Below are 25,601 nucleotides of genomic sequence, written 5' to 3'. Positions count from 1 at the left end.
TAAAGATCCAACAGAGAGGTCCAGAGATGAGTCAAGACAACGTTGTTATTGTTAGTGGTGTGCGCACCCCCATGGGTGGATTCATGGGCAGTCTGGCCCCGGTTTCAGCACCTGAGCTCGGAGCCATTGCCATTGCGGAAGCTGTTAAGCGCGCAGGGTTGCAACCGGCGGACGTTCAGGAAGTCATTATGGGTAATGTGCTGCCAGCGGGCCTCAAGCAGGGGCCGGCGCGCCAGGCCATGCGCAAGGCCGGATTGCCTGACAGCACCGGTGCCACCACCATCAACAAGCTGTGTGGTTCAGGTATGAAAGCCACCATGTTCGCCCACGATCTGATTAAAGCCGGGACGAACGATGTCATGGTCGCCGGTGGTATGGAAAGTATGTCCAATGCGCCACACATTTTGTTGGGTGCCCGCAACGGTTACCGCATGGGGCCGGGCCCGGCGCCGCAGGATCATATGTTTCTGGATGGCCTTGAAGACGCCGAGACGGGCCGCCTGATGGGCTCGTTTGCCCAGGAAATGGCGGACAAGAAGGGCTATAGCCGGGAAGACATGGACAACTACGCCATTGCATCCCTGAACCGCGCCAAGCGGGCGATTGAGGAAGGCCTGCTGAAAGAGGAAATCGTGCCGGTCACCGTAAAAACCCGCAAAGGTGAGGCGGTGGTGGCAGACGATGAACAGCCCCACAATGCCAACATCGAGAAAATTCCGACTCTGCGCCCGGCCTTTGCCAAAGACGGCACCGTGACTGCCGCCAATGCCTCGTCTATCTCGGACGGTTCCTCAGCCCTGGTTCTGATGCGCGAATCCGAAGCGCAAAAGCGCGGGCTCAAGCCGCTGGCCCGTATTGTGGCTCACAGCACCCAGTCCCAGCATCCCAGCGAATTCACCTGCGCCCCGGTCGGGGCCATCCAGTCGCTGTTTGAAAAAACCGGTTGGAGCCAGGAGGACGTGGACCTGTATGAAATCAACGAAGCCTTCGCCATGGTTGCGATGATGCCGATCAAGGAGCTGGGGCTGGATCCCGAGAAAGTGAACGTGCACGGCGGTGCCTGCGCCCAGGGCCACCCTGTCGGTTCCACTGGTTCGCGCCTTCTGGTCACCTTGATGCACGCACTGAAACGCTACGACAAGAAGAAGGGGGTTGCTGCCCTTTGCATCGGCGGTGGTGAAGCGACGGCGATGGCCATCGAGATGCTTTGAAACGACAGGTGGTTGCACTCCTGAATCTTGTCTATAGTGACGGAGTGCGAGTCCCGGCTGCGCGGAGAGTGACAGCAAAATCATACTTTTGACTGATCAAAGCCCTCGAAGGCCTTAGCTATAGTGCAAGCATCACGGCACTGTATGCACAGCCGTCAGGACACCTAACACCAGAACAATCGAGCAGCGACTCAGAACAACAACGGAGTAGCCTTCCAATGACAAGAAAAACTCAACCGTGGCAGCGTTGGACCAAGTTACCGCTTGCCGTAGCCATTGCCGCCGGCGTGTCTGGCCAGGCAGCAGCATATTCGTTCTACATGGGCGATGTTGAGGCTCAGTTCAATACCACGTTATCTGCGGGTGCGTCCTGGCGGGTAGAAGACGCCGATAAGCGTCTTCTGGCACCGCACGACGGGCAGGGCGAAGATCGACGCGGTACGGCCTCTACCAACAACTACGACGATGGTAATCGCAACTTCGACAAGGGCGACACCATCTCGAAAATTGTCAAAGGCAACAGTGAGCTGTTCCTGGATTACGCTGTCGACAGCGAGTATCTGACTCGCGTAGGCGGCTTCGTTCGTGGCCGTTACTGGTACGACTTCGAACTGAAAGACGAAAACCGTCAATACGTTGAGCTCAATCCAGAGGCTAAGAAAAATGCCTCTGGCGGTGAGCTTTTGGATGCGTACGTATTCTCTGACTGGTACTTCGGCAACATTCCGGTGAGCCTGCGTTATGGTAAGCAGGTTGTCAGCTGGGGTGAAAGCACCTTCATTCAGGGCGGTATCAACACCATCAACCCGGTAGACGTTCAGGCCTTCCGCGCACCGGGTTCAGAATTGAAGGATGCACTGCTGCCGGTTGAAATGTTTTATATGTCGGCGGGCATTACTGAGAACGTGTCCGTTGAAGCCTTTGTACAGGCGAAATGGGAGCCTGTTCGTCCGGACGACTGTGGCACTTTCTTCTCCACTATTGATTTCGTTGCTGATGGCTGTGGCCCCATCTGGCCGTCAGGTGCGGTGAGTGAGGCCCAGAGCCAGTTGCTAGATGCCACAGATGCGTTGGGCCTGGGTGGCTACGCCATCAACCGCCAGGCGGATGTGGAGGCAGACTCCAAAGACCAGTTCGGTGTTGCGGTTCGCTGGTACGTCCCACAACTGAACGATTCCGAACTGGGCTTCTATTACATCAAGTACAACAGCCGTTTGCCATATGTGAGCGGTGTACTTAATCAGGGCAAAGGCCCTTCGAACGGTGGCTTCCCGGATTACTTCATGGAGTATCCGGAAAATATCGATCTTTACGGTATCAGCATCAACACCACCACCCCGGGTGGCTGGTCGCTGGGTGCTGAGTATAGCTTCCGCGAGGATGTGCCGCTGCAGTGGAACGCTTTTGAGCTGATCTATGCCGGCCTGCAGTTGCCAACGAACCCCAATGATCCCAATTCCAAACCAGTTAGTCTGCTGCAGCAACAGCGTCAAAAAGAGCTGGGCGCAAACTTTGACATTGATGGCTTGAGAGCTTCTGGTAACGATCGCTTTAACGTGTCTCAGTTCCAGTTCACGCTGATCAAATTCTTCGACCAGGTAATGGGTGCCAGCCGGCTTTCTCTGATCAACGAAGTGGGCATGACTTGGGTGCATGACTTGCCTGGCTATGACGAGGCTCGTTACGGCCGTGCCGGTACCTTCGGTATTGGCCCAGTGCCGACGGCGGCGGGCGATATCTGCCCCCAGCTCAACCTGAACTCCGATTACTGTGAAAACGACGGTTTCACCACCGACTTCTCCTGGGGTTACCGCACCCGCCTGGTTTGGGATTACCCGAACGCTATCGCAGGTGTGAACCTGTCTCCCCAGCTGGCATGGAGCCATGATGTGGAAGGCTACTCCCCGCAGCCGGGTGGAGCTTTTAACGAAGGAAGTAAGGCGCTTGGTCTGTCTGTTCAGGCGGTATACCAGAATAAAATCACCGGCAACATCGGTTACACCAACTTTTTCGGTGGCAAGCCGTATAACCAGTTGACTGACCGTGATTTCGTGAGTGCGAGCGTTTCCTACTCATTCTGAACCGGACCGAATTCGTTCAACGAGGTAATTTAAATGAAACTGAACAAGAAACTACTGGCCACGGGTGTACTGGCTGCAAGTCTCTTCACCGGTCAGGCCTGGGGCGCGGTTTCTGCTGAAGAAGCTGCCAAGCTGGGAGAATCGCTGACCCCGATGGGCGCGGAGAAAGCCGGTAACGGTGGCGCCATTCCGGCATGGACGGGCGGCCTTGATACGCCGCCGGCGGGATACCAAGGCGACGGCATTTACGTGAACCCGTTTGCCGATGAAAAGCCGGAGTTCGTGATCAATCAAAGCAACGTTGATCAGTATGCAGACAAGCTGTCGCCCGGCCAAGTCGCGATGATCAAGCAGTACGCGGACTACACCATTCCGGTGTACCCGACTCACCGTACCGCGGTTTATCCCGACGATGTGATGAACGAGACGGTCGACAATGCAACCAAGGTAGAGTTGATCCAGAACGGTAACGGTCTGGGCAACTATGAAAGCGCCACGCCGTTCCCGATCCCCCAGAACGGCCTGGAAGCCATCTGGAACCACATCACTCGCTACCGCGGGGGATCCGTGCAGCGCAACGTCGGGCAGGTAACGCCGACCGCAGGCGGTGACTATTCGGTGGTCAAGTTCCAGGACGAGCTCACCTGGCGCACCTACCTGGACGATTACGAGCCGGGTGAAGACGGCAACGTATTGTTCTACTTCAAGCAGGCGATCACCGCTCCGGCGCGCCTGGCCGGTAACGTGCTGTTGGTGCATGAGACCATTGACCAGGTAAAAGAGCCCCGCCGTGCGTGGATTTACAACGCCGGTCAGCGCCGTGTGCGCCGTGCCCCTCAGGTCGCTTATGACGGACCGGGTACTGCCGCTGACGGTATGCGTACCTCCGACAACTTCGATATGTTCAACGGCGCACCAGACCGTTACAACTGGGAGCTGCTCGGCAAGAAAGAGATGTACATTCCGTACAACTCTTACAAACTGGTAGATCGTGACTTGTCTTATGATGAAATCATCAAGGCTGGCCATATCAACCAGGACCTGACCCGTTACGAGCTGCACCGTGTCTGGCACGTGCGTGCTACCCTGAAGGACGGTGAGCGTCATGTTTACGCTCAGCGTGATTTCTACATCGATGAAGACTCCTGGCAGGCAGCGGTGATCGACCATTATGATGGCCGTGGTGAGTTGTGGCGCGTTGCCGAAGCCCATGCCATGCAGTTCTACGACAAGAGCGTGCCCTGGTACGCCATCGAAGTGCTGTACGATATGCTGTCCGGACGTTACCTCGCCCTTGGTTTGACCAACGAGGAAAACGACCCGTACACCTTTGGTGTTGAGCGTCGCTCCCGTGATTACACTCCGGCCGCCTTGCGTCGGGCTGGAACACGTTAAGAACGGTGTTGTGATGTTTGTGAAAAAAACGAGCCTTCGGGCTCGTTTTTTTTGGATGGTCATTTTCTGCGTTAAAAAATCGCCTCTAACCTCTTTTTTTCCCGTCAATTTTTTGCAGCCTGCACCTGCTTTGGTTTAACCTCTGTGATCAACTCATACTAAAGGCGTACCCATGCAGGGCGCCACGCGATTTTGTTCAGAACAAGACGCTTATTTTCCGGTGCCGGCACCCGCCGCACCGGTTTCAGATGGGGCAGTGCGTGAAATCGTTTAAAGAAGGCAATGCAGCCAACGATGAGTTCCAGACCGCAAACAGCGGGCTACAAAGCGCAGAGCTGGTGCGTGACCTGCTGGAACACAGGCTGCGGATTCCCTCCGTACCCGAGGACAGTCTGGCCAGGCCGAACCTGGACCAGCAGATTCGTGAGGCATTAGCTCCCGGTCGTTTACTGCAGATAGAAGCACCCGGGGGGTATGGCAAGACTCATTCCCTGGTCAGTGCGCTGGCCGGTGATCCGAATATAGATGTTCGATGGATTACCCTCAGTGCAGGCGACAATGCGCCTTCCCGGTTTCTGTCGATACTGGCGATGGCGCTTGGGGCAGCGGAAGCACCGCCCCTGAATGGCGGCACCTTTGAAGATCATCTTGCCATGTTGCTGGTCAACCGGGGCCGCCAGGCCCGTCAAAGCAACGACGTTCTGGTTCTGGATAACGTCCATTACCTGACTAACCCTGCGATCAGCGGCTTATTGCACCAGTTGGTGAGCCATTTGCCTCCGGGGCTTTCGGTGGCCATGGCGTCGCGCCTGCCTGCACCCTTCGAGAGTCATACCCTCGAACTGAATGGAAACTACACCAGACTGGGCGCCGAAGCCCTGGAATTCTCCCGGTCTGAAACCTTTGAATTCTTTGCCCGGGCCCGCTCCGACAGCCTGATCACGAGTGTCGCAATCGATCATCTGTATGCGCAGACCGAGGGCTGGCCAACGCCGCTGGCATTGTATCGTCGGGAGCTCATGCAAGGGGCAGACCGGTGTGCGTTGCATGAGACCCCCTCGGTGGAACGGTTCCTGAGAGACAGCGTTTTGTCACAGATGGCACCAGCCCAGATCAAGTCGCTGCGCGCCATGGCAGAGCTGGATAGCTGTTCGAACGAGTTATTTTTCGCCATCGAAGCGTCTGTCTGCGACGCCGGGATGCCGCCGTCGGAGGCATCCGATCGGGGCCTGCCGTTAAAAAGTGTTCCCGGCCGTGGCCGCTGGTATCGTTTGATCCCGTTACTGCAAGTCTGGTTACAGACTCCGGTGATGGGCGGATATGTTACCCGGATGCTGATGGCAAGCCGCTGGTTTGAGCAGCGGGCACAGTTTCCGGAGGCGCTCAAATACGCCGTGCTCGCGGGCAACAGTGAGGAAGTCGTCCGTATTGCCTCAGAGAGTACCGAAGCCCTTTTGCTGGGGCAGGATACTGCCTCCCTGTTGTCCCTGAGAAAGAACCTGCCGGCAGAACTGCTGGAGCGCAGCGCCCGTTTGAGAATCGTATACGCCTGGGTACACGCGATCGGAGGCCAGTTTCATCAGGCCCGACAGTTACTGGAAGGCTTCAGTAACCAGGACCGGCAAGAGCACGAGGCCCGGATCTGCGCCCTGAAAGCGTTTGTGTTACGGGGCGAGGGCTTTGTTCAGCCGGCACTGGCTATGGCAGAGAAAGCCATGGTAATGGGGAATCTCTCGACCCAGGCCCAGCTGGTTACCCAGATTGTTCGTTCCAGTGCGCTGTGCGCGGCGGGCCGGTTTCAGGAAGCCAGAGAGGCCAATCGCGTTGCTTCGAAACTGGCGCGAGAAGCCGGCGATTCCGGCTCGGAAGCCCTGGCGGTATACGCCCACGCCCGTATCGAGCTTGGTAAAGGCGCCCTTGGCCACGCTGAGCAATTGCTAAGAACGGGGCTGGATACCGCCATGGAAGAGTTGAGCCGGCCGGCGCGGATCGGCGAGACCCGGCTGCAATTGAACCTTGTTCTGGTGCTGTGGCACCAGGGGCGTCTGGCAGAAGCTGACCGGCTTTTGGCGAGTTGTGCCCGACACGCAGAGCAAACCAGAGATCTCGGGCTGTTACTGGCTATGGCGTTGCGGGTATTGATGTGTCGGGCTCAGGGGCGAATGGACGACGCGTTCGTGTGGATTGGCCGTGCCGAGCGAACCATGCACACCTGGCAAGTGGACGAGAGCCTGTATGTGCCGGTGCTGGAAGCCTTGAAGGCCAGTTGCTGGCTGGCGCAGGGGCAGCATGAGAGTGCGATCCAGGCCATCTCAAAACTCGAACCTTACCGGCAGGGCGGTTGTGTGCCAGAGCTGTTTCCGATGATGCCGGGCCTGCTCGACTGCTTGCAAGTCCGGGCAGATCTGGCCAGTGGTGATCGGGTGCGGGCGCGCGAGCATCTGGAGCTGGTCGCTGAAAAATACCAGGGCAGTCTGCCCTGGGGGCTGCAGCTGCACGCGGGCTTGCTTGATGCGGTTCTGCTGGAGACCGAGAAAGGCTTGCCGGTGGCCAGAAAGCGGCTTGAGGCGGTTGTGGCCCAGGCTAGTGCGGAGCATTTCATCAGTCCGTTTGCCGAGCTGGCCAAAGAATTGCGGCCACTGGTGGAAAAAGCCTACCCACAGCTGGAACGTAGTGAATTTACGGTAGCTCTGGGCCAGTTGTTTGACTGCCATGAGAGCCCCGGCGCCGGAGAGGGTCTGGCAGAGCCGATCAGTGATCGCGAGCAGGGTGTGCTCGAGTTGATTGCCCGGGGATTATCGAACCAGGAAATCGCAGACAAACTCCACATTTCTCTGCATACCGTGAAAACCCACGCCCGGCGAATTAATGCCAAGCTGGATGTGAAATCCCGCACTCAGGCGATTGTCCGGGCCCGGGAGCTGGGGCTGCTGTAACGCTGCTCAGCTCCCCGGGGCTCTTCAGGCCTGCTCCGCCAGAAGCGTTTCCACTCGCTGGTCTTTTTCTGCCCATATCTCGCTGACCCAGCGCTGGAAATCAATCCGAAGCTCACGGTTGTTCTCGTAATCCATGCCAAGGAAGTGCTCGGGCACTTCCCGGGTGCGGATGTCGATCACGATTTTATGCACTCGCCCGCACAGGTAATCCCAGATGCCCGGACGCCCGCCCGGGTAAACAATGGTGACATCCAGCATGGTGTGGATCATCTCGCCCATAGCGCCAAACACAAACGCCGTGCCGCCGGCCCGGGGTTTGAGCAGGTGCTTGTAGGGGGAGTTCTGGCGTTGGTGCTTTTCCGGAGTAAAGCGCGTGCCTTCCATGAAGTTGAAAATGGTGACCGGCGTATAGCGGAATTTTTCACAGGCCGCCTGTGTTGCGGCAATGTCTTTACCCTTGAGTTCCGGCCGTTTGGCAATCTGCTCCTTGGTATGGCGGTGCATAAACGGAAAGTCCAGAGCCCACCAGGCAACGCCCAGCAGCGGGACCCATATCAACTGTTTTTTCAGGAAAAATTTCAGCAGGGGAATCTTGCTGTTCAATACGTACTGAATAGCCGGAATATCGGCCCAGCTTTGATGGTTGCAGGTTACAAAATACCAGTGGTCCTTGCTGAGCTTTTCGGCGCCACGTACATCCCACTCGACTTTGTGAAGAAGCTTCACCAGGGTGTTGTTGAAACCTATCCAATACCAGGCGATGGTGTTCAGCACCACCGTGCAGGCCTTTCGAAACAACGCGAGGGGCACGACCAGCTTGGCCAGTGCCACGATGAGCAGGGGTGGGAGAAACGCCAGGGTATTGAGCAGTATCAACAGAACCGCAAGAGCGCCTTTGAGTGGCGCTGGCAAAAAATTGAGCATTGCAGCAATCTCTGTTCTATGGGGTCAGGGATCAGCCCTCAAACGGGCTCATGGGGCCGTCAGGTAAAAGCGTTGTGTCCGGGATAGCGGAAGCCAGGCGCTCGAACTGGGCCGGCGTCCGGTCACCCAGGAGGCTGCGAAACTCTTCGTCGTAGAAGTCCAGGTTGTTGTACCGGATCATGGCCCGGATTTCTTCAATATACTCTTCACCGCGCTCGGAATAACCGAGCAGGCCCTCGGCAAGATCCCAGCCAGACAGCGCTTTCTCGGCCTTTCGGTCAGCCAGACGGATATCGCGAACGGTCTGATAGGTTGGGTGTCGATTGAGGTTCTGGATGTACGAACGAACTGAATAATAGGGCGATTCGAAGGTAGCCACCTCGTGATTGGCGCCTTTAATCCGGCTTAACGGCACAAGGCCACAGCCGCGGGAAAAACACCATTGGCCGAACAGGTTGTTGCCCTTGGTGGCAAAGCGTGATGTACCCCATGCTGACTCGTTGGCGGCCTGTGCCAGGATCAGCGATGGCGGAATCACGTCCAGCCGTTTCCGCAGCAGTGCAAACTGGCTGTCGGTACCGGGTTCGGCTTCAATACGAAGCCGCTCGCTTTGGCGACCAAGCCATTCCAGTTCGTCACCGGTCAGAGACGGCTTCTTCTGCAACGATTCCAGATACTCCCGCTCGAGCAGGATGCGGGAGTTAGCGAGTACGATTCGGGGATACAGGTACGAGAAGAAAGCGACTTTTTTCTCTGTTGTGTCCTGATAGCCAGAGAAGTCCGGCAGGCCCTCATGGGCCCATGCGGGAAGCGGGGGCAGGGAAGACAGGCTGACCTCGCCTGCGTCTTCCCCGGGCAAAGGGTTACGGCTGCCGCCTGGCGTGTAAATAGCGCCGCCAACGGCAAACGCGAGCAGCGGTAAGAACAACATCAGAGCCCGATTAACTGCAGTCATAAACCCCTCTTAAAAACGATATGGCTGGAATTATAACAGGTTATACGGGACTGTCCTCGCTTGCGGTTCAGGGCGCGCCGGTTTCCTCTGTCAGCAGTGTAGCCAGTAACAAGCCGGTTTGTCGTTCCGGGCCCGTACCATCGCTAATTACCAGGAACATCTGGTTGCCGGCTTCGGTATAGAAGCCCTGAAGGTCATACTCTCCGTTACCGATCATGGAGATTTCTCCCTCCGGGGATGCACTATAGCTGGCCTGGAAAGCCATAGTGGCTGCCTGGGGGGCGTCTACCCGGTTTTCCTCGATAGCGTGTGTCACCTGCAGAACGTCGCCTTCAAAGGTGGCGGAATTGTCGCTCAGGTTCAGGGTGGCGTTGTCTACATGATGCAGCCGGTTTGCCTCCTGGGTGGCAGCAATCACAACGCCTTGAACACGATAGACGCCTTCCTTCAATTTACCCTCCGACAGTCGCTTCGCTGCGACCAGAAGCCCGCTGCCCAGTGTTGCATCGTTGAGATTGAAGGCCATAAGGGCCCGGTTCGGGGTAGTCGCGCCCAGGCCGAGATCTGGGACGCCGAAATTAAGATCATCGCCGGTGTCATTGCTGTCCGGAGAAATGTCCGGGTCATCACGAAACAGCCCGAGTCTTCCGATGAAGTCGTCGCCGGTGCTGAGGCGGGATCGACGATTGATAAGATTCCACGAATCGCTGCGTGCACCGGTATCGGAGGTGACAATTCCGGAACGATCGCGGGCCAGAGTGAACCGGTTGACCTCGGCGCTGCCCGGCAGTGAGGCGGCGTCCGGCGTGGTGAGCGTCCAGCGCCCGTGGCCGGTTTCAAATTCCGTTGCCGCCGTGGCGGGTTCGTCATTGAAGCGGGCGGCGAAGTAGGCGGTGTTGAAAGTTTCTGTGGCCATGTCTGAAAACTGAAACTGCTCACTGCGCTGGAGATGCAGTTCAAACACGCTCAGGTAGTGGTCCTCAAGCGTGTTCTGGCGTTTCAGTTTGCCGTCATTTTCGGACAGCGCAATGGTTTTGCCGGCAGTGAAATAGCCGGCGAGAACCCGGTCTGGCGCGCTCTGATCATCCGGAGGGGTGGAGGTGAACGCATCCAGATAATAGGGGTTGCGGGTCCAGCCATTGATCTCGGTGCTGCTGCGGTCGGTCACCGTCTGATACAGCGCGCGTCCGGCCAGCAAACGCACGGGAGGTTGGGTGGTCAGGGTGGCAGCACCCGGGGCGCTGGAGTGGCTGTTTCGCTCCCAGTCTTCTGTGCCACGGCTGAAAAACACCTGTTCGGGTGCGCCGGCGGTGCCGCCGGGCTCAAAAAAACCGTGGATTTGTGTGCGCCGGTCATAAGGAATATCGGTCGCAAGGGACGTGATATTCAGATTAAAGGCATCGAAGGAGGTTAGCGTCAGGGCCGGGTAGAGAAACGCCCCGTTGTCGGCCGTCAGCTTTTCCTCCTGTGCCATCCGCACGCCCCATTGCCCGGCCCCGGAAATATTCGATTCCCGGAATGTCTGGCCCAGTTCCAGGCCGAAAAACACGGAATTGTAATCCGCGGCGCTGGCTGAAATCCGGTCAGATGACGCCTGGCCCAGTAGAGCGTAGTCCGCCGTATCCCTCACGTAACCGGCGAAATCGGCGCGCTCGCTCAGAATGTTGGTGGCCTGATCAACGCTGCTGTTTACCGGAATATCGATCTCGAAATCGTGCACCTGGTCGGCGAGAGTGCCCCACACATACTTGTTCAGGCAGGAGGCGTTATCCACGCACGCCATCACTGTTTGCAGGTCGTTGGCGGTGTACTGATTCCACAGCACGCGGGTCACCAGGTAATGGGAAAAGGGGTTCACCTTCACATCCCGGTCGGCGTCTGCGGCCAGGGCCGTCATTGTGGCGCTGCCATAACGAGCCTCGATAATAACGTCCGGGCCGATGGGCACGCCATTGTCAAAGGTCAGAATAAAATGGCCGTCGGCGCCGTTGGCTCTGGAGTAACGCACATCATCGAAGGTTTGAGCGCCGGTATTGGTGCGATACACCCGCACTTCATCCGGAATGACGATGCGCAGGTTGCGGCGGGTGGGCTCGCCCTCCGGGGCCAGGTTGGCGGGCAGTTCCATGGTCACGCGCACCTGGTTGGGTTCCAGCCCCCGGGCATTGCTCGAATCTCCCGTGCTGCCGGGGCTGAAGTCGTCCAGGGCGTTCTGGGTGTTGCCAAACCGATTGGGAATATCTTTGGCGCCATCAATGGCGCTGTCGCCCCCGCCGCAGCCGGCAAGCACAAGGCAGGTAGCCAGAAAGGAAGAAAGAGTCAGTTTCATGAAGCCGCCGTCCGTTAACAAGTATCCGGACAGATTAGCAGTAAAGTGAGGGGCAGGGCGTGAATGGCTGCACGAATCGGTTACCCGGCCGGGGCCGGGTAACCTGAGGGGCGATCAGAAGAAAATCTTGATGCCGGCGAGAATGCCCTCGTCCAGATTTACATCGGGAGAGCCCCGGAAATCCAGCTCGGTGTTCAGGTAGCGGTAACCGGCAAAGACTTCCGCGTTGCGGATCACCCGATAGCTGCCGCGCAATTCCAGGCTGGTCATGTCGTCGGAATCGCCAAACGACAGGATGCTCGGTGCATAGTGCAGGCTGCCACCGAACGACAGGCCGGGGACATCGGGCACGTTCACAGTGGCAAAGCCGCCAACGCCCACGGCGCCGCCGTCCAGATCGTCGTCTTCCCAGCCCAGGCCGCGCAGGCCAATACCTGCGGTGGTGGGCAGATTACCCAGCGCTGTGCGGCCCTGGGCGTGGAAATCGGCGTTGATGATGTGGCGGCTGCCTTCGTGGTAGGTGTATCCGGCACCCAGTTGCAGCTCGTCCTGGCTGCCTAAAAAGTTAACCTGGCCTTTAACCGAGTCGCTGGTGAGGCTCAGATCCAGATCGCTGGCCAGAACCGGAGCGGAGGCAAGAGACAGTGCCAGTACCGAGATGCGGGTAATCTTCATGTGTACACCTTTGATGCGTGCGTTATCTTTTTAATCTCAACGGATGGTAAACATCTGCCGGGGCAGGCACAACTTACAAGCCCGTAAGCGGCTGGTAAACAGACGTTCAGTGGCGGGTGACTTCGCCGCCCTGGTCAAAGTCATCGGGGGAGGCGTTTTCAGCCGGCACACGATACTCCTCGTTGGCCCAGGCGCCCAGGTCGATCAGTTTGCAGCGCTCAGAGCAAAAGGGGCGCCAGCTGTTGTGCTCGCTCCATTCCACAGATTTCTTACAGGTAGGGCATTCTACATTCATAGAAGGGTTCCGGGCAGGTGCATGGTGGCCCCGCTAAGATGCAGCAGAGGCCTGGCAATATTGTTCCAGTACTGCCCGTAACATTTCAAGGTTCACCGGCTTGGCAACAAAAGAATCCATGCCTGCCTCGCGACAGCGTTCTTCGTCTTCTTCCATGGCGCTGGCGGTTAACGCCACCACCGGCACCCGACTGCGGCTATGGTTGGCTTCCCAGGCACGCAGCTGGCGCGTGGCTTCATAGCCGTCCATTCGGGGCATGATGCAATCCATGAAAATAACGTCGAACTGATGCCACTGCCAGAGCGCAGAGGCGGCTTGCCCGTCGTTGGCTGTCAAAACTTCGCAGCCCAGTTTTTCGAGCAACCGCTTGGTGAGCGTCCGGTTTACCGGGTTGTCTTCCACCAGCAGCACCCGCATTCGTCCGCAAGGTATTTCCCGGTGCCGGTTGGCCGTGTTGACCATGGTTTTCAGGGAAAACCGGGTAAGAAAGCGGCGTTCCTGCTGGCTGTCATCGGTGAACAGCTGGTTCAGAATGGGGATCAGATAGGATTCCCGCAAGGATTTGCTCAGGAAAGCGTCTGCGCCCGCCTGGCGGAAATGCTCGGCGTCGCCCCGCTGCGGATTGGACGACAGAATCAGTAGCCGCATCCCCGCCCATTGCGGGTTGCCCTGGATTTGGCGACACAACAGGTCCGCGTCCATATCCGGCACAAAACCATCAAGAACCGTGGCGTCGTAAGGGATACCTGCATCAAATGCCTGCCGGAGTGCGGTGAGGGCCTCGCCGGCCGAACGGACGGCGTCGATGTGTACGTCGTAACGGGACAGCATTTCCAGGGTAATCTTGCGAGACAACTCGTAGGAATCCACCACCAATACCCGGCGGCCCTGAACCTGGCGGGAGTCCGGGCGGACTTTGGCGGAACCGTCGTTGGCTTCCTGCAGGGTTAGCTCAATCCAGAATGTCGAACCTTCACCGGGGCGGCTTTCCAGATCCATGGAGCCGCCCATCAGGTCGACCAGTTGCCGGCAGATGGTCAGCCCCAGGCCGGCACCCGGCAACTGGCGCTGGAAACGCTGGCCAAGCTGGACATACGGCTCGTAAACCAGGGGGATGTCCTCCGGATTGATGCCGACACCGGTATCCTCCACGGCCAGCCTCAGGCGCACCTGGCCGTCTCTGCCCCCCAGTACTTCAATGCTGATCAGCACGTGGCCGGAATCCGTGAACTTGATGGCATTGGACAACAGGTTCAGCAACACCTGGCGGAGGCGCACCGGGTCGCCCGTCAGCGCCCACGGCAGGTTTTCGTCTACCCGGACCTCCAGAGCAAGTCCTTTTTCCCGGGCCCGGGAGCCCAGCATATGAATCAGATCGTTCAGGATTTCCCGCAGGTCGAAGGGGATGGCATCAAGCTCCAGTTTGCCTGCTTCCATGCTGGAAATGTCCAGCAGATCGTTGATGATGGAAGACAGGCTTTCCGAGGCATTGAGCAGGGTGTTTACGTATTCCCGCTGTTCCTGGTCCAGAGGCGTATCGGTCAGCAGGTTGGCATAGCCGAGCACCGATTGCAGCGGAATACGCAGCTCATGGCTGACATTGGCGAGAAACTGGTTCTTGGCGTGATTGGCCCGTACCGCCTCATCCCGTTCGCCCTGGGTCTGGATGGTGGTTTGCCGCAACGAGCGGGTGTCCTCCAGAATCTGCAAGCGCATTTTGTTCAGCGCCTGCTCCAGCTCGGATAGTTCGTCCGGCCGGGACGGCGCACGCCGGCGCAGTTTCAGGGGCTCAACCAGGGCGTCCAGGTTCAGCCTGGCCGCGTAGTCTGCCATGCTCTCCAGATGGCGGGACAGCGCAAGCCGGACGATCAGCAGCAGGCCCAGCGTACCCAGCATCACCACAATGGACTGGAACAGAAGGTTCAGAAGTGCCCGTTCCAGAATGTCCTGGTAAATCTGCTCAACGGAAGTGACGACGGTCAACTCCCCCACACGCTGGGGGCTGTCAAAGCTGGAACGGTTGAATTCCAGAGGGAAGGTCCGGGTAATCACCCGGCCTTCGGGGTAGCCGCCGGTACTGAAGTTTTCACCGGTGGTTGTGTTCACGCGGGCATACCCGATAAAAGGCATGGCGCGCATATCGTCCAGACTGTTGGCGACCTCGCTGAAATTCATCACCCACAGGTTGGCGCTCATGCTGCCGGCAATCAAATCCGCGGCCCGCTGCTGGTTGTCCTGCAGCTCAGACTTTTGGCGCTCAAACTCGCCAATCATCTGCACGCCTGTGGCTACCAGTGACAAGACCAGACTGTAGAGCAGCACCCACCCCAGCAACCGGAGTGCCAGAGGGCGCAAACCCAAGCGCTTGAAGAACTGGTTTGAAGGCAAGGCACAAATTCCCTGTGTCGACTACAGATTGGCATTCCCGCTAAGCCGCGAGGAATGTCAGGATGCATATTAACAGACCGAAATCACTTCCACACGTTTCACGGAACCATCGTTCAAAAATCGGAAACGAACATTTTTATCGTACAGGTTGGCGCCATAAATGCGTTCTTCATCCCTGCCACGGCGGAACGAGGGGCGGGGGTCGTAGCTCACGACGTCTTCAATCAAGGCCTGGAATTGCGGATAGTCCGCCTCCGGCAGTTGCTGAAGTTGCTGTTGCGCCTGCTCTGAAAACACAACCTCCAGTTTGTCGGTGGGCGCGGTGTCGGCCCAGCCCAGGGATGCCTCGGGAACAGAGTCCGAAAAGGGCAGGTAGGGTTTGATGTCGAGAATCGGCGTGCCGTCAATCAGGTCGTGATTGCTGATCTTCAGAATCAGCTCCCCGTTTTTGCGTTCCAGGCCTTTGTTCCGGACAACGGACAGGCCGAGGCTGTTGGGCCGGAAGGGCGAACGGCTGGCGAACACGCCGATTTTCCTGTTGCCTCCCAATCTGGGCGGGCGGACCACCGGGCGCCATTCCGCTCTGACTGCCTCGTGAAACTGGAAGGTCAGCCACAGATGGCTGGCGGATTCGAGCCCGCGAAAGGCCTCCTCCCGGTCGAAAGGGCTCTGGATAACCAGGCCGGCATGGGCGTAGCGGGTCAGGCCGGGCTGCCGGGGCACGCCGAACTTGTCGCGAAAGCAGGAGCGGGTGAAAGCAACAGGCGTGAGCGTTAACGCTTCCTGTGCCGGCCGGCTTTTGTGCTGGGGTCTGCTCATGGTGATTGTCAGTCTCTGTCTATGGTACCGGCAAAATACATTTCCACCCGGAATACCAGTGAAGCGTGGTCGTCGAAATCTTCCTCCCTGGCGTATTCCAGGGCGGGCACCAGTTCGGCGAACAGCCAATCTTCATACACCCGGTAACGCCAGGTAATGTCGGCAAAATAGCTTGAAGGGCGCCAGGATGGCTGGCTCTCGCCCAGAACGCCAATCCGGGGGGTAATGACGGATCGGGTGTTCAGGCGTTTTTGTACACTGTGTATGTGGGCCATGACAAACCGGCGGTCGCGGTGAACCCACTCCAGTTCGGAGGAATTGTAGTAATGCCAGCCGTTGTCGAGCGCCCGGTTGCTGCCTACCCAGGTGCGGGCACCCCAGCCTTCGGTGTGGTAATAGTACAGGCGCTGCTGAACGTTCAGCGCCCATTGGTTGTCCAGCGTCCAACCCTTCCGGGCTTTCATGCGCCAGAACATCTCCGGTGGCAGCCGCAACCGCCCCCCAATGTCGGTGGATAGATTAATGGCATCGCCCACATCGGTAAAAAAACGCAACGCCCCGGTGGTGTCGGTATCCGTACGCTCCGGCTCCGTCAGCTGCCGGTCCCGCTCCCGTTCCGCCAGGGGGATGAGTTCCTCGCTTTCGCTTTCCACCACCACGCGAAGTTTTTCCTGCGCCGTGGGAACATCCAACCGAAACCGAAGTTCGGGCTCAAATCTCGCAAGGTTGCTGTATTCGGACTCGGCAGCAAAACCAAGCCTGAGATAGCTCTCGTTGTTGGGCAGGGCCGTTTCAGAACCGGACAGAGTGCGATCCGCCCAGGCTCCAAAGGTTTGCACTGTGGGGCCGTGCAGGCGCTCCTGGTGAATCACCCAATTGCTGGCGTTCAGCCACCAGGAATCTCTGGGCTCTGCCCAGAACTCCTCGGGCTCGAAGGTAAAAAAAGACGGAGGCAGGCGGTCGGGCGACAACAGGTGTTTTACGGATACATCCCGAAGCTGCAGAGCCGGGTCCGCAGCCTCTGCGGGCAATGGCTGAAACCCCGCCAGCGCGATCATCAAAAACGAGAGTATCCGGCGGCTCAGGCTAGGCTCCCCGGCCGAAGTCTGCCAGAAACCGCTGGTGCAGGGTGCGAACGGCGGTGTCCACCTGGTCAATCGGTTGCGCATTGTTAATGATGTCATCCGCTTTTTCACACCGCGTTGCCCGGGGCATCTGTGCTGCGAGAATCCGCTCCACCTGTTCACGGCTGTTGTGATCACGCGCCATGGTGCGTTCAATTTGAGTCTCTTCCGGAACATCCACCACCACCACCCGATCTACCAGTTCGTGCTGGTCGGTTTCCAGCAGCAGGGGCGACACCAGCAGCACATAGGGCAGAGCATAATCGGCGGGTGCCAGCTGCCGCACCAACGCCTCGCGAATAACCGGGTGCAGCAGTTGCTCCAGCCAGCGGCGTTCTTCCGGGTCCTCGAAAACCTTCTGGCGCAGCGCCGCCCGGTCCAGCTCGCCGTTAGCCTGCAGCGTGCCTTCACCGAAGTGGTCCGCAATAGCCTGCAGTGCCGGCTGCCCCGGTTCCACCACTTGCCGTGCTACATCGTCCGCATCCACCCAGTGTACGCCCAGGCCACCAAACAACCGGGCCACCGTGGATTTTCCAGAGCCGATGCCGCCGGTCATGCCGACAATTGAGAAACCCGACATTTACACTCCCAGGTAATTGAACCAGATAACCTGAATTTCCGGGCCAAACCACAGCGATAACAAACCGGCCGCAGCCAGATAGGGCCCGAAGGGGATGGGTACTTCACGGCCATGCTTGCGGAACACCATCAGGCTGATACCGACCACGGCGCCCACGAGCGAGGAAAGCAAAATGATGGCCGGTAACAATTGCCACCCCAGCCACGCGCCTAACGCGGCCAGCAGCTTGAAATCCCCGTGCCCCATGCCTTCCTTGCCGGTAGCCAATTTGAATATCCAGTAGACGCTCCAGAGTGACAGGTAACCGGCAACCGCGCCCCAGAAGGCGCTGTGGAAGTCTGTCAGCACGCCAAAGTAGTTCAGCACCAGCCCGAGCCACATCAGGGGCAGGGTAATGCCGTCCGGCAGCAGTTGGGTGTCGAAGTCGATCATGGTCAGGGCCACCAGTGCCCAAACCAGTGGCAGTGCCCACAATGCGGATTCCGTTGGCCCCAACAGATACACCGTCGCCACAGAGAAAATCGCAGTCAGCGCTTCGATAATCGGGTAGCGGGGCGATATACGGGTTTTGCAAGAGGCACACTTGCCGCCAAGCAGGAGCCAGCTCACAACGGGAATATTCTCCCAGGCGCGAATTTTGTGGCCGCAAGACGGGCAGGTGGAGGCGGGCCTGGACAGTGTGATCTTTTCATCCTGTTTGCGATCTTTCTCGGCGACCTCCAGAAACTCCTCACATTGGCACCGCCATTCCTGGTGCATCATGCGGGGCAGGCGCAGGATAACGACATTCAGAAAGCTGCCAACGCAGAGCGAGACGAAAACGACGGCGAGGTAGAGCAGCCAGGGGGTGGAGAGGATGGTTTCTAGCGGGAGCATTCGATGACTCAGTTGAATCCGGGTTTGGCCCCTCCGGAAGAGGAGGGGCACAGGTTACGCAAGTCGAGTGGTGTATACGGACAGATCTGATTAAACCACCTGACCCATCTGGAAGATTGGCAGATACATACCGATGATCAGGCCACCAACCAGCACGCCCAGTACGGCCATGATCATGGGTTCCATCAGAGCGGTCAGGTTATCCACCATGTCGTCAACAACGCCTTCGAAATGCTCGGCTACTTTGGAGAGCATATCATCCAGGTTACCCGACTCTTCGCCGATGGCGGTCAACTGCACCGCCATGACCGGGAAAACACCTTGCTGACGCATGGATGCCTGCAGTTGGGTGCCACTGGAAACATCGTTCTTGATGTTCATAACCGCATCCCGATACACCGCGTTGCCGGTGGCGCCGGCAACGGAATCCAGAGCGTCGACCAGCGGAACACCGGCCGCAAAGGTGGTAGATAGTACCCGGCCGAACTTGGCTACGGCGGATTTGTCGAGAATTTCGCCGACGATGGGGAGCTTGAGAACATACTTGTCGACGAGATCTGAAAACTTCTGAGAACGTCTTTTAGATTCTTTAAATAGAAAGATGGTACCGACGATACCCAGCAAGACAATGAACCACCAGGCCTGCATCCACTCCGATATCCCGATGATAAATTGAGTGAACACGGGCAAATCTGCACCAAAGCCTTGGAACAGGCTCTCGAACTGGGGCACAACTTTCACAAGCAGTATGGCCGTGACCACAATCGCGACGACAACGACCGCGATCGGGTAGGTCATCGCTTTTTTGACTTTTTTCTTCAGAATCTCGGTTTTCTCGAGATACGTGGCGATACGATCAAGCATCTGTTCCAGTGCACCGGCTTTTTCACCGGAATCGACCAAGTTGCAATATAAGTCATCAAAGTACTTCGGGTGTTTGCGCAAAGACGGGGCAAAGCCGGTACCCGATGAAATGTCGTTCCGGATCGACATGACCAATTCCTGAAGCCCTTTATTTTCCAGTCCGTCTGCAACGATGTCGAAGCTCTGTACCAGCGGAACGCCGGCTTTCATCATCGTTGCCAGCTGGCGGGTCAACATGGCGATGTCGAAAGGCGTAATTTTTTTGCTGCCGCCGAACAAAGGCTTGGGTTTCTTCTTTACTTTGTCCGGAATAATGCCTTGCTTCCGCAGCTGGGCTTTTACCAGGGCAATGTTAGAGCCGGGAAGCTCACCCTTGGCTTTATTGCCTTTCCGGTCTTTGCCTTCCCAAACGTACGCTTCGAGCTTTTGTGCTTTCTCTGCCATGCTTAATCCTTCGTCACACGGTTGGCTTCTTCAAGGCTCGTCACGCCCTCAATCACCTTGAGCAGTGCCGATTGCCGCAGGTTGCGGAAGCCTTCCGCCTGAGCTTGCTTTGCAATTTTGATGGAGCTGGCCTCTTCCATAATCATGCTGGCCAACTCTTCTGTTATCCGGACTACCTCGTAAATACCGACGCGGCCTTTGTATCCCCCATTGCATTTATCACAGCCCTTGGGGCGGTACAACGTGAAGCCTGTATCAATTTGTTCTTGTGTGAACCCTTCCTTCAAAAGCACATCCTGGGGGATCTCGGCCGCTTGTTTGCAGTTATTGCATAGACGCCGTCCAAGCCGCTGAGCAATGATGAGACTTACCGACGTGGAAATGTTGAACGCTGGCACGCCCATGTTCATCATCCGGGTCAGTGTCTCAGCCGCGCTGTTTGTGTGCAGGGTGGAAAGCACCAGGTGGCCGGTTTGTGCGGCTTTAATGGCGATATTGGCCGTTTCAAGATCCCGGATCTCACCCACCATGATCACATCCGGGTCCTGACGAAGGAACGCGCGCAGCGCTTCCGCAAAACCAAGGCCTACACGGTTGTTCACGTTGACCTGGTTTATGCCCTCCAGGTTGATTTCTGCAGGGTCTTCGGCAGTGGATATGTTTATGCCCGGGGTGTTGAGGATGTTCAGGCCGGTGTAAAGGGAAACGGTCTTACCGGAACCTGTAGGGCCGGTTACAAGAATCATACCCTGGGGTTGCGCCAGCGCATCCATAAAGAGCTGTTTCTGATCTTCCTCGTACCCCAGTACATCAATGCCCAGCTTGGCCTGGCTGGGGTCCAGAATACGCAGAACAATTTTTTCGCCCCAGAGCGTAGGCAGGGTGTTTACCCGGAAGTCGATGGCCTTGGTTTTGGATAACTTCATCTTTATCCGGCCATCCTGCGGCACCCGGCGCTCGGAGATATCGAGCTGAGCCATGATCTTTACACGAGCCGAGATCTTGGGGGCCAGTTTGATGGAGGGGCGTGACACCTCTTTCAGGATGCCGTCTGTGCGGTAACGAACGCGATAGGTTTTTTCGTAAGGCTCGAAATGGACGTCCGATGCACCGCCGCGAATGGCGTCGAGAAGCATTTTGTTTACGTACTTTACGATGGGAGCGTCATCGACGTCTGATACAGAAACGGCGCCATCGTCTTCTTCTCCTTCGCCGCCTTCTGTCTCTACGCCTTCGAGGTCGGCATCGTCCAGGTCGCCCATCGTGGTGTCCTGGGATTCCAGATACTTGTCAATGGCGGCGCGTAATTTGGAATCGTCGACCAGAATGGCATCGGTGCTCAGGCCGGTATTGAACTTGATCTCATCCAGTGCCTGGATATTGGTCGGGTCCGACACTGCGATAAACAGTCGGTTGCCCCGTTTATAGAGCGGTAACGCATTGTGTTTACGGACCAGTTTTTCGTCGACCGCCTTCTCTGGCATCATTTCTGGGAGAAAGGAATCCAGATCGAGTACCGAAACGCCAAATTCCATCGCGGCAGAAAAGGCCAGCTTGGCGCTGTCTGCCAGCTGGTTCTGGGTTAGATAGGTGATCAACGGAATGCGATTCTGGGAGGCCTGAATAAAGGCGTCTTTGGCGGTCTCTTCATCCAGAAGGCCGTCATCCACAAAGCGACGGGCCAGGCCCGTCAAGGTCACGTTTCGGTTGCTGGTCGCCATAAATGCTCAAAAAGTTGTCTAAGTTACTGAATCGCGTATTTATGCCAACAGAGTTTAGATGTGTGCCGGGCGTTTGGAAAGCGGAGCTGGTCTCAGGCTTGATCATTCTCATAGACCTGTCGCGTTCATGGTCTTGTCGAAAAGTGCGTGTCGGGTGACCAAAAGTGTCACTCTGAGACTGCTGGTGACTATTGGGGCTTATCGAGTTTACCTGTCGGATAATTCACTTATGCCCGCAATCATCTGTTAAAGCGGGTGTTTTAACAACTTCTTGCAATTGGCATGAAGGATGCTTAGTTTATCGCAAGCTCAATGCGGTGAAAGGGCAAAGCTCTACCGCCCCGGAGCTGTAAAAGTGAAACGACAACTCTAGAGGTCGAAAAAATGAAAGAAATTCAAATGAAGCGTGGCCAGCAGGGCTTTACTCTGATCGAACTGATGATTGTTGTAGCGATTATCGGTATTTTGGCGGCGGTTGCTATTCCGGCTTATCAGGATTACACCCAGCGCGCTCAAGTTGCTGAGGCATTCACTATGACTGCGGGCGCTAAGACTGCAATCGCGGAATACGCGCAGTCCAATGGCGCTTACCCTGACGCCAACGCGTTGCAAGATTTGGACCTTGATGGCAGCCCGGCAATTGACGGCAACTATGCTTCCGCTGTTGTAGCAGAAGACACTGGTGTTATCACTATTACGATGAAGGCGGCCGGTGTTGTGGGCGCGAACGTTGCTGGTGGGGATATTGTTCTTACGCCGCCGGATCTTACAACGATGACTGGTTCTTTTACTTGGGAGTGCGCGACTGACGCTACCGAGATTGAGCAGAAGTTCCTGCCCAACAGCTGCTCTGCAAGCTAGGTTGTTGTAGAGAAAGAATGCAACCCCAACAGATGGGGAAATCAGGAGAGTGCAAGCAGTACTCCTGATTAGTCCAAAGGCCCGGGTATAATAGCCTGGGCTTTTTTGTTTTGACTTTGAGCGCCTGACTGTCAACTACAGATCTTTTTCAGGCCGATTCACGATAGGATGAACAGGCTTGGAGCGACGCTTGAGACTTCATCAGATAAACTTGTTTCTTGCGCCCGCATTGGCATTCAGCGTTGTTTTATTCTCGAACTTTGTGCCATCTGTTTTCGGTTCATATGCGGATCAGCGTCTTTTGCTCTCGTTTTTTATTGTATCGATTGTCACTTACGGGCTCGTGCGGTTAAAAAACAAGCAAAGACTTTTGTTGGCGTCCGTCGATCTCTGGCCGTTTATCCCATTGGCCATCGTTTTTTTTATACCTCTGCTTCATATTGATCTCAGCGACTTTTTCCTTTTAGAGCCATTCCTTTATTCACTTTATGTTTTAGCCTTCGGTGTGTCTGGGTTTCTGACTCGCATTGAGGGGTATTCGAAAGACGCTGCGACCGCAGTGACTATCACAGCAATTACGGGTTGTTTTTTTTATGCCGCTATAACCGTAATGATCTATTTTTTCGCGTTGGTTGATAATTTCTCGCGGTTAAACGAAATGATTCCCTGGGGCTTCGTCAATATGCGCTATTGGAGTCATGTTGCTACATGGCTTTTGCCTATCTTTCCCCTCTGTTTGCTAATATTTCCTTGGAAAAAGAATTGCCTCTGGCGCGTCGCCGTGTTCTTTACAGCGGGAATTTGGTGGTGGATTTTATTGTTGTCTTCCTCTCGAGGTTCAATTATTGGGCTTTTGATAGGTTTAGTTTTCGTGTTGGCTTTGTTCGGTAAATCTGCAGTCCCGTGGGTAAAGGTCTCTTTGAAATTTTTGGCAATTGGAGTGTTGATTTGGTTCGTGCTGTCGTTAGCTATTCCCAGCCTAGTTTTCGACGACATTCATGTGAGAGGCCTCAAGAGCGACAGTTCCGGTCGTGTGGTTCTCTGGAATGAGGCTTTAGCAATGAGTCTTCACAATTTCCCTTTAGGGATGGGGCCGCAGTCTTGGCTCACGCACGAAATTCTAACTGATGGGTACCAAGAGTCGAAAAAATTGGGTCACCCGCACAATATGTATCTAATGTGGGCAGCGGAGTATGGGTGGATTTCTGTTTTACTCTTCGCGCTCTTATCTCTGGTAGCCTTCAGGCGTTTGAGGTTGCAAATTCTCCGAGTCAGAGTTTCGCAGGACGCCAATTCACAATATCTTGTGGCATTCACGGCATCAGTTATAGCGGCATTCGTTCATGCTGGTGTGTCTGCCGTATTTATTGCTCCAGGTTCTATGTTGGTGGGTTTATGTGTGCTTTCAGTCTTCTGGTCACTAATAAAACCGGGGTTTTCTATGGGCTGGCCGAAGAATACAGTCAAGGAATCAAAAATTTGTAACGGTGCTGGTTACGTTCTAATTGGTTTCATCGCTTTTTTGAATTTGGTCTGGCTTTTTGATGTTTTCAAGTATCATAAGGCGATGGTTGATGATATTTCTTTTTATCAAGAGGAAGTATCTCTTGGGCAGTTGCCTCGATTCTGGGCCCATGGCTATTTCCCGCGACACGAAAGTCAAATGCCCGAGTGAAAAGTTGGCGTTCGCGAGCTCAATTTCGGCACTGATCGGGAAGAAAGTTTGGTTCGATAGTGGTGCCGGCTGCAGAGGAGCAGTCTAATCGCACCACACCTGAAGAGCTGAGAAACCGCAGGGCAAGTGAGTTACTTGATGCATCACCAGTTGAGCCGCCCAAATCTCTAATTCTGAGTGTCATTGTGACTTCGTTTGGATTGGCCGGTGAACTGGTTGAGTCAGTAGAAATTATTGAAGGGAGCCCGGTGAGGTGGGTCTCTACCTCAGTCATGAGCGAAGAGCCCGCGGACGGCATTGTGCCATTCTCTGCGTGGTGAAGATGTATAGCAGCTTTTGCCACTGACATCATGGAAAATGCTTCGCTTAGTTTGGCTTTTATCGAATAAGTCTGATACGCCGGTAGAGCTAGTGATGTAACTATGCCAATGAGTGCAACCACTATCATAAGCTCAATCAATGTAAAGCCATTGGTTCTGTTCACTATTATTTTCCCTGAATTGATTACTTAACCTGTTTAAGCATCTTATGTGCCAAACGTTAACCCATGGAATCTAAACAGTTTACTCAAAATGGACATTAATAATATGACTCAGCACGTCATCCGTTGATGTATTGGTTGACAATTTGTGTCAAATGACTTCGTAGCATTAAGGCTGTTTTGGAAAAACGATTTTGTCCGCGGTGCCTGGGAAGTTATGACCGGATTGATCCTGGACAGGCACTAGTTTGACCGATCCCCAAAGGCCCGGCGGTTTCGACCCCCGGGCCTTTGCCGTTTATGGCTTTTGGTTTCACTGCGTCTATTTCGGGATTATGCTAATCCGCCGCCGGTATTCCACGGTGAATTCCGGAAACGCGTTAATTTCAGGCGAGCGACGTTCTCGGCCGGCATACCGATATAGGAATTTCAACAGGAAAGGGTGGGGAAGTTAGGCTGCTCGATGCCGTCGGCGAGGGTTTCGGTAATCTTGGTAACTGTCCTCAAATGCGGTGGCTCGGTGGCACCATCGTTCCGGATCCAGATTCAGTCGTTCCAGAATCGGCAGCGCGTTTTCGTCAATAGCGCCTCGTTTGTCACTCCGGCTGATTCGTCCGGTACAATCCACCAGCTCCAGGTAATCTTCAAAGCTGAACAGGATCCCGCGCTGAAAGCCGCTCCGGATCATGCCTTCAAAACCCGGTAGCGGTTTCAGCGGCACCGAAAAGTCATTCAGCGCCTGTTGTTCTGTTTGCCGTGCAATGGCTTCTGCTAGATCAAAGGTCGGATTAATGCGTTCTTTAATGCTGGTATGTTCGGAGGTTTCTGGCGTCTCTGCAATGGCGGCCCGGATGGGGTTTAGGTCGACGTAGGCCATGCAGGAGAGAAGGGCCTCTTCGGTGTCCAGCCTCATTTTTTCACGGCCGCCGGAATATGCAAGAGCCACAACACGGCTTTTAAAAATCGA

General features: G+C 56.0%; 20 protein-coding genes. 6 read left to right on the top strand and 14 right to left on the bottom strand.

All coding sequences use genetic code 11. From position 1 onward, the window contains the following. Positions 1–26 precede the first annotated feature (26 nt). From ACP2AU_RS11640 to ACP2AU_RS11625, 4 genes are all read left to right on the top strand, one after another. Positions 27–1,211 carry a thiolase family protein gene (locus ACP2AU_RS11640; RefSeq protein ID WP_426376367.1) on the top strand — a complete coding sequence of 395 codons (1,185 nt, stop codon included), beginning with the start codon at positions 27–29 and terminating at the stop codon, positions 1,209–1,211. 218 nt (positions 1,212–1,429) lie between these two features. Next, positions 1,430–3,292, top strand: coding sequence for a DUF1302 domain-containing protein (locus tag ACP2AU_RS11635; protein ID WP_426376366.1), 1,863 nt, complete (start codon positions 1,430–1,432; stop codon positions 3,290–3,292). 33 nt (positions 3,293–3,325) lie between these two features. Next, positions 3,326–4,687 (top strand): DUF1329 domain-containing protein, encoded by a 1,362-nt coding sequence (locus ACP2AU_RS11630; RefSeq protein ID WP_426376365.1) that lies wholly within the window; start codon positions 3,326–3,328, stop codon positions 4,685–4,687. Between the two features lie 260 nt (positions 4,688–4,947). Beyond that, positions 4,948–7,623, top strand: coding sequence for a LuxR C-terminal-related transcriptional regulator (locus ACP2AU_RS11625; RefSeq protein ID WP_426376364.1), 2,676 nt, complete (start codon positions 4,948–4,950; stop codon positions 7,621–7,623). Positions 7,624–7,647: 24 nt separating this feature from the next. On the opposite strand, the gene ACP2AU_RS11620 is transcribed toward ACP2AU_RS11625, so the two are convergent. The 12 genes from ACP2AU_RS11620 to pilB all read right to left on the bottom strand — a co-directional run bounded on the left by ACP2AU_RS11620 (position 7,648) and on the right by pilB (position 21,617). Then, positions 7,648–8,547, bottom strand: coding sequence for an acyltransferase (locus ACP2AU_RS11620; RefSeq protein WP_426376363.1), 900 nt, complete (start codon positions 8,545–8,547; stop codon positions 7,648–7,650). 31 nt (positions 8,548–8,578) lie between these two features. Next, positions 8,579–9,502 (bottom strand): glucosaminidase domain-containing protein, encoded by a 924-nt coding sequence (locus tag ACP2AU_RS11615; RefSeq protein ID WP_426376362.1) that lies wholly within the window; start codon positions 9,500–9,502, stop codon positions 8,579–8,581. A 67-nt stretch (positions 9,503–9,569) separates the two neighbouring features. Then, positions 9,570–11,831: a hypothetical protein gene (locus ACP2AU_RS11610; RefSeq protein WP_426376361.1), complete on the bottom strand. Its 2,262-nt coding sequence runs from the start codon at positions 11,829–11,831 to the stop codon at positions 9,570–9,572. A 114-nt stretch (positions 11,832–11,945) separates the two neighbouring features. Beyond that, complete coding sequence (locus ACP2AU_RS11605) at positions 11,946–12,506, bottom strand: YfaZ family outer membrane protein (RefSeq protein ID WP_426376360.1); 561 nt, start codon at positions 12,504–12,506, stop codon at positions 11,946–11,948. A gap of 106 nt (positions 12,507–12,612) precedes the next feature. Further along, complete coding sequence (yacG, locus tag ACP2AU_RS11600; protein ID WP_426376359.1) at positions 12,613–12,801, bottom strand: DNA gyrase inhibitor YacG; 189 nt, start codon at positions 12,799–12,801, stop codon at positions 12,613–12,615. Between the two features lie 33 nt (positions 12,802–12,834). Further along, on the bottom strand, positions 12,835–15,189 hold the full coding sequence (locus ACP2AU_RS11595; RefSeq protein ID WP_426376358.1) for a response regulator: 2,355 nt from the start codon (positions 15,187–15,189) through the stop codon (positions 12,835–12,837). Positions 15,190–15,258: 69 nt separating this feature from the next. After that, entirely contained in the window at positions 15,259–16,008 is a 750-nt protein-coding gene (gene tsaA / locus ACP2AU_RS11590; protein WP_426376357.1) for a tRNA (N6-threonylcarbamoyladenosine(37)-N6)-methyltransferase TrmO, read from the bottom strand. Positions 16,009–16,016: 8 nt separating this feature from the next. Further along, entirely contained in the window at positions 16,017–17,066 is a 1,050-nt protein-coding gene (locus ACP2AU_RS11585; protein ID WP_426376356.1) for a hypothetical protein, read from the bottom strand. A gap of 28 nt (positions 17,067–17,094) precedes the next feature. Beyond that, entirely contained in the window at positions 17,095–17,712 is a 618-nt protein-coding gene (gene coaE, locus ACP2AU_RS11580) for a dephospho-CoA kinase (protein ID WP_426376355.1), read from the bottom strand. Then, complete coding sequence (locus ACP2AU_RS11575; protein WP_426376354.1) at positions 17,713–18,588, bottom strand: prepilin peptidase; 876 nt, start codon at positions 18,586–18,588, stop codon at positions 17,713–17,715. Between the two features lie 90 nt (positions 18,589–18,678). Further along, positions 18,679–19,896: a type II secretion system F family protein gene (locus ACP2AU_RS11570; RefSeq protein WP_426376353.1), complete on the bottom strand. Its 1,218-nt coding sequence runs from the start codon at positions 19,894–19,896 to the stop codon at positions 18,679–18,681. Positions 19,897–19,898: 2 nt separating this feature from the next. Then, positions 19,899–21,617, bottom strand: coding sequence for a type IV-A pilus assembly ATPase PilB (pilB, locus tag ACP2AU_RS11565; protein ID WP_426376352.1), 1,719 nt, complete (start codon positions 21,615–21,617; stop codon positions 19,899–19,901). A gap of 384 nt (positions 21,618–22,001) precedes the next feature. On the opposite strand from pilB, the gene ACP2AU_RS11560 reads away from it, so the two are divergent. After that, complete coding sequence (locus ACP2AU_RS11560) at positions 22,002–22,478, top strand: pilin (protein ID WP_426376351.1); 477 nt, start codon at positions 22,002–22,004, stop codon at positions 22,476–22,478. Positions 22,479–22,668: 190 nt separating this feature from the next. After that, complete coding sequence (locus ACP2AU_RS11555; RefSeq protein ID WP_426376350.1) at positions 22,669–24,153, top strand: O-antigen ligase family protein; 1,485 nt, start codon at positions 22,669–22,671, stop codon at positions 24,151–24,153. Positions 24,154–24,172: 19 nt separating this feature from the next. Here the strand turns inward: ACP2AU_RS11555 and ACP2AU_RS11550 are convergent, their stop codons facing one another. Together ACP2AU_RS11550 and ACP2AU_RS11545 are read right to left on the bottom strand one after the other, a co-directional pair. Then, the gene (locus ACP2AU_RS11550; protein WP_426376349.1) at positions 24,173–24,637 is read right to left on the bottom strand and encodes a pilin; all 465 of its coding nucleotides are present in this window, start codon (positions 24,635–24,637) and stop codon (positions 24,173–24,175) included. A gap of 448 nt (positions 24,638–25,085) precedes the next feature. Next, positions 25,086–25,547: a hypothetical protein gene (locus ACP2AU_RS11545; protein WP_426376348.1), complete on the bottom strand. Its 462-nt coding sequence runs from the start codon at positions 25,545–25,547 to the stop codon at positions 25,086–25,088. Between the last annotated feature and the right edge of the window lie 54 nt (positions 25,548–25,601).

It is taken from the genome of Marinobacter sp. VGCF2001 (assembly GCF_049943275.1).
Lineage (GTDB): Bacteria > Pseudomonadota > Gammaproteobacteria > Pseudomonadales > Oleiphilaceae > Marinobacter.
Note: the sequence above shows the minus strand (reverse complement) of the source record. Positions and strands in the feature narration are given on the sequence as shown.

What these genes read in the sequence shown, in the direction of transcription:
- ACP2AU_RS11620 (WP_426376363.1), bottom strand. Translation starts at nt 8,547, where the DNA reads ATGCTCAATTTTTTGCCAGCGCCACTCAAAGGCGCTCTTGCGGTTCTG.
- ACP2AU_RS11630 (WP_426376365.1), top strand. Translation starts at nt 3,326, where the DNA reads ATGAAACTGAACAAGAAACTACTGGCCACGGGTGTACTGGCTGCAAGT.
- ACP2AU_RS11610 (WP_426376361.1), bottom strand. Translation starts at nt 11,831, where the DNA reads ATGAAACTGACTCTTTCTTCCTTTCTGGCTACCTGCCTTGTGCTTGCC.
- ACP2AU_RS11615 (WP_426376362.1), bottom strand. Translation starts at nt 9,502, where the DNA reads ATGACTGCAGTTAATCGGGCTCTGATGTTGTTCTTACCGCTGCTCGCG.
- ACP2AU_RS11635 (WP_426376366.1), top strand. Translation starts at nt 1,430, where the DNA reads ATGACAAGAAAAACTCAACCGTGGCAGCGTTGGACCAAGTTACCGCTT.
- ACP2AU_RS11570 (WP_426376353.1), bottom strand. Translation starts at nt 19,896, where the DNA reads ATGGCAGAGAAAGCACAAAAGCTCGAAGCGTACGTTTGGGAAGGCAAA.
- ACP2AU_RS11585 (WP_426376356.1), bottom strand. Translation starts at nt 17,066, where the DNA reads ATGATCGCGCTGGCGGGGTTTCAGCCATTGCCCGCAGAGGCTGCGGAC.
- ACP2AU_RS11640 (WP_426376367.1), top strand. Translation starts at nt 27, where the DNA reads ATGAGTCAAGACAACGTTGTTATTGTTAGTGGTGTGCGCACCCCCATG.
- pilB (WP_426376352.1), bottom strand. Translation starts at nt 21,617, where the DNA reads ATGGCGACCAGCAACCGAAACGTGACCTTGACGGGCCTGGCCCGTCGC.
- coaE (WP_426376355.1), bottom strand. Translation starts at nt 17,712, where the DNA reads ATGTCGGGTTTCTCAATTGTCGGCATGACCGGCGGCATCGGCTCTGGA.
- ACP2AU_RS11560 (WP_426376351.1), top strand. Translation starts at nt 22,002, where the DNA reads ATGAAAGAAATTCAAATGAAGCGTGGCCAGCAGGGCTTTACTCTGATC.
- ACP2AU_RS11545 (WP_426376348.1), bottom strand. Translation starts at nt 25,547, where the DNA reads ATGAGGCTGGACACCGAAGAGGCCCTTCTCTCCTGCATGGCCTACGTC.
- yacG (WP_426376359.1), bottom strand. Translation starts at nt 12,801, where the DNA reads ATGAATGTAGAATGCCCTACCTGTAAGAAATCTGTGGAATGGAGCGAG.
- ACP2AU_RS11575 (WP_426376354.1), bottom strand. Translation starts at nt 18,588, where the DNA reads ATGCTCCCGCTAGAAACCATCCTCTCCACCCCCTGGCTGCTCTACCTC.
- tsaA (WP_426376357.1), bottom strand. Translation starts at nt 16,008, where the DNA reads ATGAGCAGACCCCAGCACAAAAGCCGGCCGGCACAGGAAGCGTTAACG.
- ACP2AU_RS11605 (WP_426376360.1), bottom strand. Translation starts at nt 12,506, where the DNA reads ATGAAGATTACCCGCATCTCGGTACTGGCACTGTCTCTTGCCTCCGCT.